At 67.2% G+C, this 16,556-nt stretch carries 16 protein-coding genes; 8 read left to right on the top strand and 8 right to left on the bottom strand.

Annotated elements, in window-relative coordinates; translation table 11 throughout:
- Positions 1 to 398: 398 nt before the first annotated feature.
- The 4 genes from QX051_RS07550 to QX051_RS07535 form a co-directional block, all read right to left on the bottom strand.
- Positions 399 to 1,709 (bottom strand): hemolysin family protein, encoded by a 1,311-nt coding sequence (locus QX051_RS07550; RefSeq protein ID WP_315775641.1) that lies wholly within the window; start codon positions 1,707 to 1,709, stop codon positions 399 to 401.
- Positions 1,710 to 2,018: 309 nt separating this feature from the next.
- Complete coding sequence (locus tag QX051_RS07545) at positions 2,019 to 4,004, bottom strand: carbohydrate porin (RefSeq protein WP_315775640.1); 1,986 nt, start codon at positions 4,002 to 4,004, stop codon at positions 2,019 to 2,021.
- Between the two features lie 345 nt (positions 4,005 to 4,349).
- On the bottom strand, positions 4,350 to 4,634 hold the full coding sequence (locus QX051_RS07540) for a hypothetical protein (RefSeq protein ID WP_315735045.1): 285 nt from the start codon (positions 4,632 to 4,634) through the stop codon (positions 4,350 to 4,352).
- A gap of 146 nt (positions 4,635 to 4,780) precedes the next feature.
- Complete coding sequence (locus QX051_RS07535; protein ID WP_315775639.1) at positions 4,781 to 5,611, bottom strand: creatininase family protein; 831 nt, start codon at positions 5,609 to 5,611, stop codon at positions 4,781 to 4,783.
- Between the two features lie 122 nt (positions 5,612 to 5,733).
- Here QX051_RS07535 and QX051_RS07530 point away from each other — a divergent pair, with 122 nt between their 5' ends.
- The 7 genes from QX051_RS07530 to QX051_RS07500 all read left to right on the top strand — a co-directional run bounded on the left by QX051_RS07530 (position 5,734) and on the right by QX051_RS07500 (position 12,294).
- On the top strand, positions 5,734 to 6,735 hold the full coding sequence (locus tag QX051_RS07530; protein ID WP_315775856.1) for an ABC transporter substrate-binding protein: 1,002 nt from the start codon (positions 5,734 to 5,736) through the stop codon (positions 6,733 to 6,735).
- Positions 6,736 to 6,760: 25 nt separating this feature from the next.
- A complete protein-coding gene (locus QX051_RS07525; protein WP_315753889.1) occupies positions 6,761 to 7,561 on the top strand; it encodes an ABC transporter ATP-binding protein in 801 nt (266 codons plus the stop codon).
- Positions 7,562 to 7,644: 83 nt separating this feature from the next.
- Positions 7,645 to 8,373: an ABC transporter permease gene (locus tag QX051_RS07520; RefSeq protein ID WP_409997693.1), complete on the top strand. Its 729-nt coding sequence runs from the start codon at positions 7,645 to 7,647 to the stop codon at positions 8,371 to 8,373.
- On the top strand, positions 8,373 to 9,356 hold the full coding sequence (locus tag QX051_RS07515; protein WP_315775637.1) for a 2-hydroxyacid dehydrogenase: 984 nt from the start codon (positions 8,373 to 8,375) through the stop codon (positions 9,354 to 9,356). Before QX051_RS07520 ends, QX051_RS07515 begins: the two co-directional genes overlap by 1 nt.
- A gap of 92 nt (positions 9,357 to 9,448) precedes the next feature.
- Positions 9,449 to 10,045 (top strand): AprI/Inh family metalloprotease inhibitor, encoded by a 597-nt coding sequence (locus tag QX051_RS07510; RefSeq protein ID WP_315735724.1) that lies wholly within the window; start codon positions 9,449 to 9,451, stop codon positions 10,043 to 10,045.
- A 159-nt stretch (positions 10,046 to 10,204) separates the two neighbouring features.
- A complete protein-coding gene (locus QX051_RS07505) occupies positions 10,205 to 11,857 on the top strand; it encodes a PAS-domain containing protein (protein ID WP_315774061.1) in 1,653 nt (550 codons plus the stop codon).
- Positions 11,858 to 11,964: 107 nt separating this feature from the next.
- Positions 11,965 to 12,294: a hypothetical protein gene (locus QX051_RS07500; protein ID WP_315715302.1), complete on the top strand. Its 330-nt coding sequence runs from the start codon at positions 11,965 to 11,967 to the stop codon at positions 12,292 to 12,294.
- Positions 12,295 to 12,297: 3 nt separating this feature from the next.
- Here QX051_RS07500 and QX051_RS07495 read toward each other — a convergent pair whose 3' ends face one another.
- Positions 12,298 to 13,704 (bottom strand): PLP-dependent aminotransferase family protein, encoded by a 1,407-nt coding sequence (locus QX051_RS07495; RefSeq protein WP_315775636.1) that lies wholly within the window; start codon positions 13,702 to 13,704, stop codon positions 12,298 to 12,300.
- A 155-nt stretch (positions 13,705 to 13,859) separates the two neighbouring features.
- On the opposite strand from QX051_RS07495, the gene QX051_RS07490 reads away from it, so the two are divergent.
- A complete protein-coding gene (locus tag QX051_RS07490; RefSeq protein WP_315775635.1) occupies positions 13,860 to 14,720 on the top strand; it encodes a DMT family transporter in 861 nt (286 codons plus the stop codon).
- Between the two features lie 11 nt (positions 14,721 to 14,731).
- On the opposite strand, the gene QX051_RS07485 is transcribed toward QX051_RS07490, so the two are convergent.
- The 3 genes from QX051_RS07485 to QX051_RS07475 all read right to left on the bottom strand — a co-directional run bounded on the left by QX051_RS07485 (position 14,732) and on the right by QX051_RS07475 (position 16,546).
- Positions 14,732 to 15,445 (bottom strand): hypothetical protein, encoded by a 714-nt coding sequence (locus QX051_RS07485; RefSeq protein ID WP_315735028.1) that lies wholly within the window; start codon positions 15,443 to 15,445, stop codon positions 14,732 to 14,734.
- Between the two features lie 149 nt (positions 15,446 to 15,594).
- The gene (gene radC / locus QX051_RS07480) at positions 15,595 to 16,308 is read right to left on the bottom strand and encodes a RadC family protein (protein ID WP_315775855.1); all 714 of its coding nucleotides are present in this window, start codon (positions 16,306 to 16,308) and stop codon (positions 15,595 to 15,597) included.
- 70 nt (positions 16,309 to 16,378) lie between these two features.
- Positions 16,379 to 16,546: a hypothetical protein gene (locus tag QX051_RS07475; RefSeq protein ID WP_315775634.1), complete on the bottom strand. Its 168-nt coding sequence runs from the start codon at positions 16,544 to 16,546 to the stop codon at positions 16,379 to 16,381.
- Positions 16,547 to 16,556 lie beyond the last annotated feature (10 nt).

The raw sequence follows: 16,556 nt of genomic DNA, 5'->3' as shown, positions 1-16,556 counted from the left end.
CGCAGAGGCTCTTGAAATGGGTCTTCATATTGAGGGCGCGGGGGAAATGAGTGTTTTGGCGCAGGCGACATGCGTGGCGCATCGGCCGTCCGCCGGCGTGTTGGAGATCGGCACTCCGCCCGACGGGCGAATCGGGGATTGCAAAAGTTGTTTGTGGCACGCAGGCGCGGCGCGATCGGTCAGCGCCTCCCCCGCGTGCGGGGGAGGTCGCATCGCATCGTCAGATGCGATGCGGGTGGGGGAATGCTCCGGAAAGACTGCCGCTGTGGCACCCCCACCCCAGCCCTCCCCCGCAAGCGGGAGAGGGGGCGCACCGCCGGTGCCGCGCCTGCGCGGGTCTCTCGATGATGCGGGCCGAGATACGCATCATGAAACGCCCTGGCGCAATTGAGCGAGCGCTACCCCACGTTCGGCTCGCCGCCCTCCGGGGCGAGCCTGGTCGCCAGGATCTTGTCGATGCGGCGGCCGTCGAGGTCGATGATCTCGAAGCGCCACCCTTGCAGCTCGAAGCTCTGGCCGACCGCGGGCACGCTGCCGAAATGCTGCAGCACCAGGCCGGCGACGGTGTGGTAGCCGCGATGTGGCGGCACCTCGATGGCGAGGACGTCGGCGAACTCGTCGAGTTGCATCCAGCCGGAGACGAGCAGCGATCCGTCGTCGCGGCGGAGGCAGGCCGGCTCCGGCGGACCTTCCTCCGAGGAGAACGCGCCGACGATCGACTCCAGAATATCCGCCGCGGTCACGACGCCTTCGAACGCGCCGTATTCGTCGTGGACGAGCCCCATGTGCACGGGCGCGACTTTCAGGATCGCGATCACGTCGCGCGCATCGACGGTGGAGGGAATGATCGGCACCTCGCGCACCAGGCTGCGCAGGTCCGGCGTCTCGTCGCGCAGATAGGCCGCCAGCAGGTCCTTGGCCTGGAGCACGCCGATCGGACGGTCGCGCTCGCCGTCCGACACCGGCAGGCGCGAATGCGGGCTCTTGGCGAGCAGCTCGCGAATGGTCTTGGGATCGTCGTTGAGGTCGACGACGTCGACCTCGGGGCGCGGCGTCATGATGGCGCCGACCGGGCGGTCGCCGAGCCGCATCACGCCGGCGATCATCTCCTTCTCGCCGGGCTCAAGCACGCCTGCGGTCTCGGCCTCGCGCACCAGATGGTGGATCTCCGCCTCCGACACCTTCTCCTCGGCCTCGCCGGAGCGGCCGAGCAGCGTCAGGATCAACTTGCCGGAGAGATCGAGCAGCACCACGAGCGGCAGCGACACCTTGGCGAGCACCTGCATGGCGGGCGCGACGCGGACCGCCACGGCCTCGGGGTCGCGCAGCGCCAGCTGCTTCGGCACCAGCTCGCCGACGATCAGGGTCGCATAGGTGATGGTGGTGACGACCAGGCCGACGCCGATGATGTCGGCAACGGAGGCGGACAGGCCGAGCTCCAGCAGCCACTGCGTCAGGCGCTGGCCGAGCGTGGCGCCCGAGAATGCGCCAGAGAGCACGCCGACCAGGGTGATGCCGATCTGCACCGTCGACAGGAACCTCCCCGGATCGGACGCCAGCGCCAGCGCCCGACGGGCGCCGGCGATGCCCTTTTCGGCCAGCATGGCGAGGCGTGCCGGCCGCGACGAGACGATCGCGAGTTCGGACATCGACAACAGCCCGTTGACGACGATGAGGACGACGATGATGGCGAGTTCGACGGAGAGCATTTCGACCTGGTCTGGCGCCCGGAGGGGGCGGGATGGGGACAGGTCCTAGCATATGGGGATGGCAAGCGCCCAATGCCGCGTTGCGGTGGGGGCATGGCTGGAGACGGGTGGGCGGTCAGATTGGGGCTTGCCGCGCCTGGACCTCCGCTGTCGTCCCGGCCTTGAGCCGGGACCCATCGCCACCGGCCGTCATGTGGCGGGCAATCGGCAGTGACGTCCCTCGATAGCTTCCGCGGTATGGGTCCCCGCGTTTGCGCGGACGACACCGAGTGAGGAGCTATGGCCTGCGCAAATAAAAACAGCCGCCCCTCAGAAATCCCCGTGCAGCCGCCCCGAGAAGATCGACACCGGACCGCGGTCGGCGTTGTAGGCGGGATTGCTGATGAACTGATAGTCCGCCGTGAAGGTCAGGTATTTGTTGATCGAGTAGGCGTAGTAGGCCTCGATGATGTTCTCGCGCCGGTAGTTCAGCGCGCCGTCGCCGATCAAGGGGCCAAGGCCACCGGCGGCGAGGAAGGCGCGGTGGTCGCGCGACAGCCCGTTGGTCACGCCGGCGAGGCCGATGGTGTCGTCGGGACGGCCCCAGCGCGCGCCCTTGATCGAGGTGCCGAACGACAGGCTGCTGTCGATGTCGGTGAACGCCATGATCTCGGTTTTGCCATCGTTCCAGCTCCAGCGGCCGAACAGGCCGACATCGTCCGACAGCGCCTGGTCGAAGCTGATGACGTAGCCGTATTTGCCGCGGCCGCGGCGGGTCTGGCCGATGTCGAGATTGAGCGCGGGATTGTCCAGCGTCTCGCGATAGCTGCCGGAGAAGGTGTTGTTGAACCAGCCGATGGTGCGCAGATGCCCGGGTTGCGAGAACAGCTGATAGCGCGTCTCCAGCTCGACGACGTAGCTGCCGCGTCTGAAAACCTTCGTGTCGAAATTGTTCGAGTTTGACTCGGCATCGACCAGGAAATAGCCGGCGCGCAGCGCCCAGTTCTTCTGGTTCAACTCGGCGGTGGCGCCATAGGTCAGTCCGAGCTTGTCAGCGGCATAGTCGAAGGCGCCGGGCGCCCACACCGACCAGTTCATGAAGTCCTTGCGTGCGTCCTTGGCGTAGGCGTTGCCGTCGAACACGTCGAGCACGGGGAATTTTCCGATCTGAAGCGTGAGACGCGAGATGTCCTGCTTGCCGGACAGCTGCAGCTGGCCGCTGCCGAGCTGCTCCTGCTCGCCGCCGAAGCCGAAGGTCTGGCGCAGGAACAGCCGCGAGGTGTTGTAGTGCGGATAGGGGAAGTCGGACTTCTGCGCTTCGCCATTGGGGAAGCCGCCTGCTCCGACGGTGTTGCTGAGGCCGAAGCCCTGCAGCAGCTCGGGATTGTAGTAGACCTCGCCGCCGTCCCACAGCCGCGCGTTGATGTACAGGCTGTTGCTCCAGGTCTCCTGGAATTGACGCGCGGGTGTCAGGCTGTTGGCGCCGGTGTAGGCGGCGCGGAACGCCGGATAGCCCTGGCCGATCACGGTCGCCTGGCCGTGGATCTCCCAGCGGTCGGATTCGGGATCGGACGGATCGCTCTTGAGCTTCAGGTCGGGACCGCCCACGAAATCGAGCTTGCGGTTGAGCCCGACCCGCAGGGTCTGGAAGTCGAGTTGCGAATTGTAGCTGGCGCCGTTGGAGAAGCGGACGCCGCCGTTCTCGAAATGGCTGTAGAGATATTCGAGACGCCAGCTCCAATGCGGCGCAAAGCTGCGCTCGATGCCGGCGCCGGCGGCCCAGCCGAGCCGCGTCGTCAGCAGCTTCTCGGTGTCGCCGGCCGCATTGGTGTTGATGAAGCGGCCGCCGGTCCAGGCGAGGCCGCCGGTGGCGTAGACCAGCCAGTCGCCCTTGAGGTAGCCGACCCGGCCGCGCGCGGTGGCGACATAGTCCCACAGCTCCGAGACGTTCGAGCCGGGCGTGCCGAGCATCGCGACGGTGTGGTTGGAGGTGAGATAGTTCGGAAAGCTGAAATCGCCCTCGAGCCCGAGCAACAACCCGGAGCGGGTGACCCAGTTATAGCCGGCCTGCACGCCGCCAGTGAGACCGCTGAACGGGCTACCGGCGCTGACCGTCCCGCTCGGGTCGGTCAGCGTCGCCTGGGCGCGGTCGCGGGTATAGCCGGCATGGACGCCGACATAGAGGCCGGTCCAGTCGAACACCGTCTGCGCCATCCGGGCCTTGACCGGCAGGTCGGCGGCAGCGGCGGGGGCAGCGAGCGCGGCGATCATGGCGCCGGCCGCGATCATCTCCCGGGTGCAGTTCGAACGGATCATGGCGGCGGATTCCCAAGGCGAGGCAAACGACACAGGCAAACGTCACAACTGATTGCCCGCGCACAGTCACGAGAAGATTACGGAGTCGTCGATGTTCGATCGGAAGTGTGGACGGCACGCGGTAATTTGTGGATGATTTATATTGCGATTAATTCGCAACAGCAAGCGTGGGGCGGTCTCATCCGGTTTCCGATTGAGGGTGTGGCGCCCACGCAACAATCAGCCCGCCCGGGGCGGCCGGGCGGGCTGTCGAGATCGCAGATCGGGGTGGTAGACGCCCGGCCTTGGCGAATTGGCGAGGCGGGCCTTGGCCGGGGCCGGGCGGGACGCGACGAACGCCCGGCATCAATAGCCGCAGGCCCTGACGCGGCCGACATACTGGCCGTAGACGTTGTACTGCGGCACCCAGCGGCAGTACCGATAGCCACCGCCATAGGAGTAGCTGTCGTTGCTGGCGGCGATGGCGCTGCCGACGACGGCGGCTCCGACGAGGCCGGCACCGACGCCCCAGCCCCAATGGTGATGATGATGGAAGCCGTTGGCCGCCGCAGGCGTCGACGTTGCGGCGATGCTGCCGGTCACGGCGAGCGCGGTCAGCGCGAGGGTGGCAATCTTGGTTTTGATCGACATGGTGAAGGCTCCTGTTTGATGTTGCGGCGGCCGGCGTCGGCCGCTTGCCAAATTGGACGGAGCCTTTTCGAAACCGGTTCGAATCGCCTGATGGCGATCGACGCCATCCGGAGATTCATCAGAAGATCCAGAATGTTATCTTTGGCTCAGGAGCCCGGCAGCGGGCCGTGGCCGAGCGTGGTCACGTCGAAGTTATCGACGTCCTCCAGCAGCGCGCAGAACGCCCGCGCGCCGTGGTCCAGCACGCGCTCGCCCTTCTCCGCCGAGGCCTGCGTGGCATCGCCGACCGCGCCGCCCGCATTCAGGTCCTGCGTCTGCCAGGCCATCGGCGCCGGCCGCTGCGTCGAGAGCACCTCGTAGGTCGTTTCCATCTCAGCGCCGCGCGAGGGGAAAGCGGCGATGGCATCGCTGCGCACCAGCGTGGGATGGCGGGCCAGCATGATCGAGGTCTCGACGGCACCGCCATGGATGCCGTGACGCAGCTCGTCGGCGGAGAACAGGCCATCGGGCGCGCCGAAGCGCGACCATGACGTCGTCACCACCAGCATGCGGTGATCTGCGCGCAGATCCTGCGCGACCAGGGTCATCGCGGCGCTGTTGCCGCCATGGCTGGTGACGATCACGAGCTTCCTGATTCCGGCGCGCGCGACGCTGTCGCCGAGCGCGCGCCAGCTCCGCAGCGCGACCTCGGTCGGCACGGTCAGCGTGCCCGGATAATCGAGATGCTCGGTCGAGATCCCCACCGGCTGCACCGGCAGCACCGTCACCGGCAGCGCCGGCGGCAGCAGCGCGCGGACCCGGCCGAGATAGGCCTCGGCGATGTAGACGTCGGTGCCGAGAGGCAGATGCGGACCGTGCTGCTCGGTGGCGGCGAGCGGCAGCACCGCGATCCAGCGCGCGGTCTCGGGCGTTCCCGAGTCGGGCGTTGCCAAAGCGGGCCAGTGCAGCTCGGTCCAGTCGCGGGGCGGCAGGGTCATCGCGCGGGCAGTTTCCTTCGTCCGTGGAGCAGGGTAGTTATCACCCGAACGATCTTAACATGTTCAGCCAGAAAGAACCGGGGAGACCAGACATGGCGCAGGCGCTTCTGCCGCGAACGTTAATGGCGGCATTGCTGGTCCTCGGCGGGACTTTGGGCGGGATGATCTCGGCGGCCCAGGCCCAGACCCTGGACAAGGTCTCGTTCGGCACCAACTGGGTCGCCGAGGCCGAGCATGGCGGCTTCTTCCAGGCGGTCGCCGACGGCACCTACAAGCGCTACGGTCTGGACGTGACGATCGTGCCGGGCGGTCCGAACGAGAACAACCGCATGCTGCTGATCTCCGGCAAGATCGAGTTCTTCATGGCCGCGAACACGCTGATGTCGTTCGACGCGGTGGCCAACAACGTGCCGGTGGTGTCGATCGCCGCAATGTTCCAGAAGGACCCGCAGGTGTTCCTGACGCATCCGGAGTCCAGGATCACCAAGCTCGAAGAGCTGAAGCCGCTGACCCTGTTCGTCTCCAAGGAAGGCATCTCCAGCTACTATCAGTGGCTGAAGTCCGAATACGGCTTCTCGGAGAAGAACGTGCGTCCCTACACGTTCAATCCGCAGCCGTTCATCGCCACCGCGCAGAGCGCGATGCAGGGCTACGTGACATCAGAGCCGTTCGCGGTCGAGCGCGCCGCCGGCTTCAAGCCCGGCGTGATCCTGCTCGCAGACAACGGCTTCAACACCTATTCGACCCTGATCGAGACGCGGCGCGACCTGATCGAGAGCAAGCCGGACCTGGTGCAGCGTTTCGTCGATGCCTCGATCGTCGGCTGGTACAATTACATCTACGGCGACAATTCCGCCGGCAATGCGCTGATCAAGAAGATGAACCCGGAGATGACCGACGACCTGCTGGCCTATTCGGTCGCCAAGATGAAGGAGTATGGCATCGTCGATTCCGGCGACAGCGTGGACAAGGGCATCGGCGCCATGACGGAGGAGCGCATCGCCAGCTTCTTCGACAAGATGGTGCGAGCCGGCGTGGTCAAGTCGACGATCGACTATCGCAAGTCCTATACGCTGCGTTTCGTCAACAAGGGCGTTGGCATCGATCTCCGGCCGAAGAAGTAGGACGCTTGAGCGGCGCTTTCAGCACATGAGCTCACCTCCCTCGTCCGAGCGCGCCGTTGCGACCGCGGTACGCCTGCGCGGCGTCACCAAGGTGTACGAGTCCGGCGTCGCCGCGCTGGGGCCGATCGACCTGACGATTTCCAAAGGCGAGTTCGTCTCGCTGCTCGGCCCCTCCGGCTGTGGCAAGTCGACGGCGCTGCGGCTGATCGCCGGGCTTGCGAGCCCGAGCGGCGGTACGGTCGACGTCGCGGCGTCCGCGTCCGAGACGCATCCGGGCCATCGCATCGGCTTCGTGTTCCAGGAGCCGACCTTGATGCCCTGGACCAGCGTGCGCGACAATGTCGGCTTGCCGTTGAAGCTTGCGCATGTCCCGGCCACGGAGGCACGGCCTCGGATCGATGCCGCCTTGGCGCAGGTCGGCCTGTCGGATTTTGCCGATGCATTCCCGCGCGAATTGTCCGGCGGCATGAAGATGCGCGCCTCGCTGGCGCGCGCGCTGGTGACACGGCCCGACATCCTGCTGATGGACGAGCCGTTCGCGGCCCTCGACGAGATCACGCGCTTCCGCCTCAACAACGACCTGCTGGCGCTGTGGCGCAGCCTGAACATGACCGTCCTGTTCGTCACCCATTCGGTGTTCGAGTCGGTCTACCTGTCGCAGCGCGTCCTGGTGATGACGGCGCGGCCCGGCCGGCTCAGCGCCGAGATCCGGATCGACGTCGACGCGCGCGATGATGCGTTCCGCGCCTCGCCGGACTACGCCGCATATTGCCGCCGCGTCTCGGACGCGTTGGCGCCGGCCTACACCGGGGTGCATGCGCTGTGAGCGGCGTACGAGAGCAGAGAACGTTTGTCGCGGCAGCGCGGCTGGCGAGCTTCGCCTTTCCGGCCTTGGTTTTCGTCGCAGCGATGACGGCGTGGGAGTTGGTGGTGCGCGTCAACGGCATCCAGCCTTATGTGCTGCCGGGGCCGCTGCTCATCCTGAAGACCTTGGTTGCCGACTGGGACATTCTGGCGCAGTCGCTGCTGACGACACTGATCACGACGCTCGAAGGCTTCATCGCCGCCGCCCTCGGCGGCATCGCGCTGGCGCTGCTGTTCAACCAGTCGAGATGGCTGGAATGGGCGTTGTTTCCCTATGCCGTGGTGCTGCAGGTGACGCCCGTGATCGCGGTCGCGCCGCTGCTCCTGATCTATCTGCCGCAGCAGACCGCGGTGGTCGTGTGCGCCTGGATCGTCGGCTTCTTCCCCGTGCTGTCCAACACCGCGCTCGGGCTCAACTCGGTCGATCGCAATCTCGCTGGCCTGTTCCAGCTCTACGGCGCCTCGCGCTGGCAGACCTTGCGCCATCTGAAATTGCCCGCCGCTCTGCCCTACATTCTCGGCGGTCTGCGCATCGCCGGCGGCCTGTCGCTGATCGGCGCCGTCGTCGCCGAGATCGCCGCCGGCAGCGCCGGCGCGGGATCAGGCCTCGCCTATCGCATCGCAGAATCCGGCTATCGTCTCAACATACCCCGCATGTTCGCCGCGCTGGTGCTGCTGTCGGTCGCCGGGATTGTCATCTATGGCTTGCTGGCGCTAGTTTCGCACCTCGTTTTGCGGCGCTGGCACGAAAGTGCTCTTGGAAAGGACAACTGATGGCGGCCACTTCGTCTGACAAGATCGATGTTCTGATCTATGGGCCGCTGCGGCCGATCCTGGAAAAGGGTTTCCCGGACAGCTTCACCGTGCACCATGCGACGACACAGGCCGATCTCGAAGCGCTGCCAGCGGACGTGAAAGGGCGGATCCGCGGCGTCGCCGTGACCTTCCACACCGTGAAGACCGATGCCGCCGTGATGGCGATGCTGCCGAAGCTGGAGATGATCGCAAGCTTCGGCGTCGGCTATGACCACATCGCGGCCGCCCATGCGGGTCAGCACGGCATCATCGTCACCAACACGCCCGATGTCCTGACCGAGGAGGTCGCCGACGTCGCGATGGGCCTGCTGATCGCCACCTGCCGCGAGTTCATCAAGGCCGACCGCTTCGTGCGCTCCGGCGAGTGGACGTCGAAGCCCTATCCGCTCAGCGTCGGCTCGCTGCGCGACCGCACCGTCGGCATGGTCGGCATGGGCCGCATCGGCCAGGCGATCGCGCGCCGACTCGAAGCCTCGCTGGTCCCCGTCGTCTATCACTCGCGCAATCCGGCGGCCGGTGTCGCCAACAAGCACTATCCCGACCTGCTCGCGATGGCGAAGGACGTCGACACGCTCATCGTGATCGTGCCCGGCGGCGCCGGCACCAACAGGATCGTCAATGCCGAGGTGCTGAAGGCGCTCGGACCGCGCGGCGTCGTCGTCAACGTCGCCCGCGGCTCGGTGATCGACGAGCAGGCTTTGGTCGAGGCGCTGAAATCCGGCGCGATTCTCGCGGCCGGCCTCGACGTGTTCGAGAAGGAGCCGGTGGTGCCCGACGCGCTCAAGGCGATGGACAATGTCGTGCTGCTGCCACACATCGGCTCGGCTGCCATCGTAACCCGCAACGCGATGGATCAGCTGGTGGTCGACAATCTCAAGGTCTGGTTTGCCGGCAAGCCGCCGCTGACGCCCGTTCCGGAAACGCCGGTGAAAGGCCGCTGATGAAACGTTCGCTCCCAATGCTGATCGCGCTGCTGTCGTCAGTGGCGGGCGTCCCTGCCGTTGCGCAGGACGCCGCCGGCCTGAAGAAAGCGATGATCGGGCAGTGGGAGCTTGCGACCACCGAGCGCAGCAAGACCTGCGTCGTGACCTTGAAGCCGGACGCGGCGCCGCGTGGGCAGAAGCTCGAACTGGAGCCGGGCTGTGCCGCCGCGCTGCCCTTCACCAAGGACATCGCCGGCTGGAACGTGAAGGGCCTCGACATCGTCAGTCTCCAGGCAGCCAATGGCGAGGCGGTGATCGACTTCACCGAGGTCGAGGCCGGCATCTTCGAGGGCCTGCGCCAGGGCGAAGGCGTCTACATCCTGCAGAACCTGGCGGCGGCGCGGTCGCTGGCGAAATCCATGGACCAGATGATCGGCGACTGGGCCATGGTCCGCGGCAATGGCGCCACGATCTGCAGCCTGGTGCTGACCAACAACGACGCCGGCCACGACAATTTCCAGGTGTTCGTGAAGCCGAAATGCGACCCCATGATCGCAGCGTTCGCGCCGAGCCAGTGGCGGCTCGAGCACGGCCAGATGATGCTGATGTCGGATCGCGGCGAGACCTGGCGGTTCGAGGCGGACGACAATGCGCAGTGGCGGCTGGTGCCCGACAGCGCCAATCCGCTGATCATGCTCAGGCAGTAGGGCGAGACGCGCGCCGTTGAGCGCCCTTGCCGCGCGTCGGGCAAGCCTCTTCCGGCATCGGATTTGGTTAACGGTCGGTTACGTGCCTGTTCCACTAATTGGAACTTGTTGTTTACGCATCTTGCGTCTGATGGTTGCATTCCATCGAGGGGGCCCGCCATGCGTGAGTTGTTGCGCCGGTTCAACAGGTCGCTGCCGTCGTTCAGCCTCAACGACAAGATCTCTGCGGCTGCGGCCGCGTTCGCCGTCCTGGTGATGCTGTCGACACTGGGCGCGCTGTCGGCGCTGCGCGAGCAGCGCCTGTTCTACGACCGGCTCGAAGCGCTTTCCATTGCAGCCCGCAACATCGAGCGCACCAACGCGCTGATCTACGCGGTCGTGATGGAATCGCGCGGCATCTACATGTCGTTGGACCGCACCGTCGCGCGGCGCTACGCCGATTCGCAGCTTGCGAAGATTGCGCAGCTGAGCAAGGTGGTCGACGAATGGGAAAGCCGGGTCACAGATGACGACGCCGCGCTGTTCGCCCCGTTCAGGAAGCGGATCGATCAGTTCGTCGCATTCCGCACGGAGATGGCGCGGCAGACGATCTCGGTCGGATCGTCGGCGGCGCGCGAGCTCGGCGACAATGACGAGAATCGCGCGGTGCGCACCGCGCTCAACGAGGACCTCGAGAAATTGTCGCGGCTCTATGCCGACCGCACCCGCGAGCTCGGCGAGGCGGCCGACGCGCGCGGCATGGCCGCGTTCTATCTGGGCGCGCTCGGGGCGGTGATCATCGTGCTGATCGCGGCCGCGGCGCTGGCGCTGCGCTGGGGCGTGCTGATGCCGCTGCTGGACATCGCCCGCGTCACCGACCGCATCGCCGCCGGCCGCATCAAGCTCAAGATTCCCCATGCGCGGCGCCATGACGAGATCGGACGGGTCGCGCATGCGGTGGAGACTTTCCAGAACGGCGCCTTCCGGATTCAGGAGCTCGAGCAGCACGAGGTCGAGATCGAGCGCCAGCACGCCGACATCCTGCGCGAGCACGAGCGGCTGGAGCAGGGCGCGCTCAGCAACCAGCAGCGTCTGGATGCCGCGGTCGCCAACATGGCCCAGGGCCTGATCATGCTCGACAGCTTCGGCTACGTACTGATGGTCAACGAGCAGTACCGCAAGCTCTACGGCGTTCCTGCCTCGGTTGCGAAGCCCGGTGCACATGTGCGCGAGATCCTCGCGCACCGCGCCAAGCTCGGCCTGCTGCGTGAGAAGCCGTCGGAGTTCCTCGCCGCGCTACGGGAGCGCATGAAGGAGCGAAGGGCCGAGATCGTCGAGGTCGAGCTCGCCGACGGCCGCATCATCCGCATCTCGGAGCGGCCGATGGACGGCGGCGGCTGGATCGCGACGCACGAGGATTTCACCGCGCAGCGCCGTGCCGAGCGCAAGCTCGCGCGCGCCGAATATTTCCTCGCCGCATTGCTGGAGAACATCCCGCAGGCGGTGCTGGCCAAGGACGCGCAGTCGCTGCGCTACATGTTCGTCAATCGCGCCGCCGAGCGTCTGTTCGGCGTTCCTCGCACCGACATCATCGGCCGCACGCCGGGCGAACTGTTCTCCGCGCCGACCGGCGCGATCCTCGAGGAAGCCGCCCGCGAACAGCTCGCAGGGCGCGGCGACGATGAGCCGCGAGCCCATAGCATCCTCACACCCGGAAATGGTCCGCGCGACATCGTCGTGCGCCGGCTGCCGGTCTCGATCGGCGAGGGCGAGCCGAAATATCTGCTCAGCATCATCGAGGACCGCACGCAGGATCAGCGCGTGGCGGCATGATGCGCCACGTGGCAAGGCCGGGGATTGCCCTGCCTTGAGGTCGCCTTGATCTGCATCAAGAACGGCCACGCCGGGCGGACTAGCGTACCCGGAACGGAGGCCTGTTCATGATCCGACGTCTGGGGATTCCCTTTGCTACCCGCCTTGGCGCTGCGGCGCTGCTCACGCTCGCCGTCGTCGCGCCGGTGCATCAGGCTGCTGCGCAGGACGTGCTCGGCGGAGCGATCCTCGGCGGCGCCGGCGGAGCGATCCTGGGCGGCGCGATCGGCGGCGGCCGGGGCGCTGCGATCGGCGCCGTGATCGGGGCCGGCACCGGAGCTGCAATCGCGGCCGACGGCGAGCGCCGTCGTGGCGGTTATTATTCCTATCGCAATGGCTGCTATTTGCAGCGCGGCGACGGGTCATGGGTCCGCGCACACCCGCGCTACTGCTACTAAGTCTTACCGGTCGGCCGAATTGGCCGCCTGGCGGCGCGATGAACGCGCGGCCGGTGGCTTGGTCGCGCGCTCCAGCACGTGGATGACGCGCGGATCCTCGCAATGCGCGACGTTGAAGCGCATCATCGTCGCGGCGGATTGCGCCGCGCTGAAGACGTCGCCGGGCGCGAGCACCACATGTTCCTCGAGCGCGGCCTGGGCCACCTCGATCGCCGTACAGCCGTCCGGCAACCTGCACCACAGATGAAAGCCGCCGCGTGGCATCAGCCAGGGCGCGATGCCGATGCGCTGCAGCCGTGCTGCCACGCGCGGCCGCGCCCGCGCAAGCCGAGCGCGCAGCTCCTCGATGTGCTTGCGGTAGCTGCCGCTGGTCAGCACCTGGGTCAGTGTCTCCGCGGCGAACTGTCCGGGGCCGCCGAAGCCGGTCGCGATCTGCAGGTCGATCAGCGGCTCGATCCAGTCGGCGCGCGCGGCGATGTAGCCGCAGCGCACCGAGGCCGACAGCGTCTTGGAGAAGCTGCCGACCAGGATCACCCGCGTCAGCCCGTCGAGCGCCGCGAGCCGCGGCGACGGCTCCGGCTCGAAATCGCCGTAGATGTCGTCCTCGATGATGATCGTGTCGTGCGCGGCGGCGGCGTTGAGCAGCCGGTGCGCCGTCTGCAGCGACAGCGTCGCGCCGGTCGGATTGTGCAGGCCCGAATTGGTGATGTAGAGCCGCGGGTGCTCGGCTGCGAGCATCGCCTCGAACCGCGCGACGTCGGGTCCGCCCGGCGTCATCGGCACGCTGACGATCCGCGCCTGATGCGCGCGCAGCAACGCCAGGAAATTGAAGTAGCAGGGATCGTCGACGAGCACGGCGTCGCCGGGACGCAGCAGCATGCGGCAGATCAGGTCGATCGCCTGCGTGCCGGACGAGGTCAGCACCAGCTGCTCGCTGAACGCGTCGATGCCGAGGCCGGCAAGGCGGCCCTGCAGCAGCCGTCGTAGCGCCGCCGATCCTCGCGCCGCGCCGTAGTCGCTCAGCACTGGGCCGCCGCCGCGCGCCAGCGTGCGGACCGCGCGCCGCAGCGCGTCCTGCGGCATCCACTCGGCCGGCAGCCAGCCGCAGCCGGGCATCAGCGTTCCCGGCCCGGCGTCGAGCGACTGCCGCGACACCCAGAACGGATCGACCGCCCGCGGACGGTGCGGCTCGCGATCGGCGAGGGCCAACGGCGGCAGCGCGGTGTCGGCGACATAGAAGCCGGAGCCGCGCCGGGCCCGGATGACCCCCTCGGCGGCGAGCCGGTCATAGGCCTCGACGACGGTGGCCGGCGAGACGCCCATCGCCGCGGCGAAGGCGCGGATCGACGGCAGGCGCTGGCCGACGTCGAGCGCGCGCGTCGCCAGACGCTGCCGGATCGCATCGACCACGGCGGTGGTCCGCGTGCCGTCTCGGCGGGACTCGAGCGCCCTTGATTCCAAAGTGTATTGCCTCCTGCATCAATACAGAATGTCGAAATTGTATCGGTCTGTGACTGCCGCAACAAGCCCGATCCGGCTATGGGATCTGCGAGGAGGAGCGGTGCATGAAGGGATCGATCGAAGGTTGGGGGAGCGGCATCGTCGGCATGACGATCTTCAGTGGCTCGCTGCCGGCCACGCGGGCGGCGCTGGAGGGCTTTGCGCCGCTGTTCCTGACGGGCGCACGCGCGACGCTCGCGGCCGTGCTGGCTGCGCTTTGTCTTTTGCTGTTGCGGCAGCCGCTGCCCGGCCGGCGTGAACTGGTGTCGCTCGGGATCGTATCGCTCGGTGTGGTCATCGGCTTTCCGCTGCTCACGGCGCTCGCGCTCCAGCACATCACCTCGGCCCATGCGATTGTGTTCGTCGGTCTGCTGCCGCTGTCGACCGCCTTGTTCGGCGTGCTGCGCGGCGGCGAGCGGCCGCGGCCGTTGTTCTGGCTGTTCGCAGCCCTTGGCGCTGCGGCGGTCTCGGGCTTCGCCCTGTCGCAGGACGACGTCGCGGCGCCGATCGGCGATCTCGCGATGATCGCCGCGATCATCGTCTGCGGCCTGGGCTATGCCGAGGGCGCCATGCTGACGCGCCGGCTCGGCGGCTGGCAGGTGATCTCGTGGGCGCTGCTGTTGTCCGCGCCGCTGATGCTGTCGATGGCGGTGCTGACGCTGCCCGGCGCGTCACATGACATCACGGCGGCGGCGTGGCTCGGCCTCGCCTATGTCTCCGTCTTCAGCATGTTCATCGGCTTCGCCTTCTGGTACCGCGGGCTCGCGCGCGGCGGCACTGCGACGGTGGGTCAACTGCAATTGCTGCAGCCCTTCCTCGGCCTCGGTTTCGCGAGCCTGCTGCTGCATGAGCCGGTGTCGGCCACGATGATCGCCGCAGCCGGAATCGTCGTCGTCTGTGTGGCGATGGCGCGTCGCTGGGCGTAAGCCGTCAGCGGCTATTTGCGGTGATAGAGTCCGGTGAAGCTGACGCCGGCACCGCCGCAATCATTGTTGTCCTCGACCAGCAAAAGCGCGCCGATGCGCTGCAGACGCACGCGGCACTCGTCGCCGGCATTCGGCCGATCGAACGGCGTGCTGCCGTCGTCGACAAAGGCGATGAGGCCGCCCTTGGGCTCTGCCGTCGCGCCGAGCGATCCGTTGCGCAACTCGCGACCGGCCGGCAGCACCTGATCGCCTTCGATCCTGAACCGGTTGCCGGCCTCTTTCCTGATCGTCAGTCCCCCTCCCGGATGCTCCCAGCTTCCGGCCCAGTCGGACATTGCCGGCGCGGCCATTGGCGGGACGGTGGTGAGGGTTGCGCGCGGCAGCCAGCCGGTGGTCCAGATCTGGGCCTTCGCACGCGGCGCCTGGTAGCTGACGCAGACGAAATCGCCGTGGGTCCTGCCGACCAGCACGAGGTCGTCGCCGACGAGGTACGCCTTCTTCCGGCAGGCGTCGGTCGCAGCGGGACAGCCTGCGGCCTTGAAATCATCGTCATAGGGGCTCTTGACGAAATTCACGCGCGGCTGGCCGCTCACTTTGGCGACGACGAGCGGCCGCGCATCGTCCCAGCCGATGCCATTGCAATTGGCGGGATCGTTGGCGTCGTAGGCAGCCGCCGCCGTGACGGTCAGGACGCCAAGGATCAGTCCGATGAAGGCCGCGCGCATCCGTCATTCCTCTCCACGCTTCGCCAGCATTAGCCGACGTGGGAAGACGGCCGGTTCAACGCGGCCCGACGTTTCGTCTATCCCGCGGCGATCTTTTGGCGGCTCCGACCGCGGCACGCTGCATGCGTCGTCTCGTCGGCGTCGCGCCTTCACATCACCCCGATGCTCTTCAGGCTGGTGTGGCCGTTCTTGCCGACGATGATGTGATCGTGAACCGTGATGCCGAGCGGCTTGGCGATCTCCACGATCGTCTTGGTCATCCGGATGTCGGCCTGCGACGGCGTCGGATCGCCCGAAGGGTGATTGTGCACCAGGATGATCGCAGTGGCCGACAATTCGAGCGCGCGCTTGATCACCTCGCGCGGATAGACCGGCGTGTGATCGACGGTGCCGGTCTGCTGCACCTCGTCGGCGATCAGCTGGTTGCGCTTGTCGAGAAACAACAGCCTGAACTGCTCCTTGTCGGCGAACGCCATGCTGGTGCGGCAATAGGTGATGACGTCCTGCCATGACGCCAGCGCGTGCTTCTGCCGCACCTCGCCCTTGGCGATGCGGTGCGCGGCGGCGGCGATCAGCTTGAGCTGGGTGATCGAGGCGTCGCCGACGCCGTCGATCTCGCGCAGCCGCGGCTCCGGCGCGTGGATCACCTCGGCGAACGATCCGAACGTCTTCAGCAGCGCCTTCGCCAGCGGCTTGACGTCGCGCCGCGGCAGCGCGGCGAACAGCACCATCTCCAGCAGCTCGTAGTCGTTGAGGGCGTCGGGACCGGCGCTGTGAAAGCGCTCGCGCAGCCGCTGCCGGTGGCCGTGATAGTGCGGCGTGTCCGGCGGCGTATCGTCGGGGGGAGGGGCTTTCTCGGGCATCGGCGTCAGCATGCCGTGATGCCGCATTTTTGCAACCTCGAAGTGCTCGCGCGCCGCAGGGCGCGCCTTGCTAGGCCGCGCGCCCGGTCAGCACGAGGACGAGGCCGACGATGAGCGGAAACGCTGTGGGGTGGAAGGTGAGAGCAAAGCCGAAGGCGCGGCCCGCCGCGCCCCTGGCATAGCCGAGCCAGAACAGCAGCCGCCCGAGGCCGAACAGGATCACGAGCGTGAGCAGCACCGGACGACGT

The sequence above is a fragment of the Bradyrhizobium sp. SZCCHNR1053 genome (assembly GCF_032381235.1).
Classification (GTDB): Bacteria; Pseudomonadota; Alphaproteobacteria; order Rhizobiales; family Xanthobacteraceae; genus Bradyrhizobium.
Note: the sequence above shows the minus strand (reverse complement) of the source record. Positions and strands in the feature narration are given on the sequence as shown.

What these genes read in the sequence shown, in the direction of transcription:
- QX051_RS07550 (WP_315775641.1), bottom strand. Translation starts at nt 1,709, where the DNA reads ATGCTCTCCGTCGAACTCGCCATCATCGTCGTCCTCATCGTCGTCAAC.
- QX051_RS07545 (WP_315775640.1), bottom strand. Translation starts at nt 4,004, where the DNA reads ATGATCCGTTCGAACTGCACCCGGGAGATGATCGCGGCCGGCGCCATG.
- QX051_RS07540 (WP_315735045.1), bottom strand. Translation starts at nt 4,634, where the DNA reads ATGTCGATCAAAACCAAGATTGCCACCCTCGCGCTGACCGCGCTCGCC.
- QX051_RS07535 (WP_315775639.1), bottom strand. Translation starts at nt 5,611, where the DNA reads ATGACCCTGCCGCCCCGCGACTGGACCGAGCTGCACTGGCCCGCTTTG.
- QX051_RS07530 (WP_315775856.1), top strand. Translation starts at nt 5,734, where the DNA reads ATGGCGGCATTGCTGGTCCTCGGCGGGACTTTGGGCGGGATGATCTCG.
- QX051_RS07525 (WP_315753889.1), top strand. Translation starts at nt 6,761, where the DNA reads ATGAGCTCACCTCCCTCGTCCGAGCGCGCCGTTGCGACCGCGGTACGC.
- QX051_RS07520 (WP_409997693.1), top strand. Translation starts at nt 7,645, where the DNA reads ATGACGGCGTGGGAGTTGGTGGTGCGCGTCAACGGCATCCAGCCTTAT.
- QX051_RS07515 (WP_315775637.1), top strand. Translation starts at nt 8,373, where the DNA reads ATGGCGGCCACTTCGTCTGACAAGATCGATGTTCTGATCTATGGGCCG.
- QX051_RS07510 (WP_315735724.1), top strand. Translation starts at nt 9,449, where the DNA reads ATGATCGGGCAGTGGGAGCTTGCGACCACCGAGCGCAGCAAGACCTGC.
- QX051_RS07505 (WP_315774061.1), top strand. Translation starts at nt 10,205, where the DNA reads ATGCGTGAGTTGTTGCGCCGGTTCAACAGGTCGCTGCCGTCGTTCAGC.
- QX051_RS07500 (WP_315715302.1), top strand. Translation starts at nt 11,965, where the DNA reads ATGATCCGACGTCTGGGGATTCCCTTTGCTACCCGCCTTGGCGCTGCG.
- QX051_RS07490 (WP_315775635.1), top strand. Translation starts at nt 13,860, where the DNA reads ATGAAGGGATCGATCGAAGGTTGGGGGAGCGGCATCGTCGGCATGACG.
- QX051_RS07485 (WP_315735028.1), bottom strand. Translation starts at nt 15,445, where the DNA reads ATGCGCGCGGCCTTCATCGGACTGATCCTTGGCGTCCTGACCGTCACG.
- radC (WP_315775855.1), bottom strand. Translation starts at nt 16,308, where the DNA reads ATGCCCGAGAAAGCCCCTCCCCCCGACGATACGCCGCCGGACACGCCG.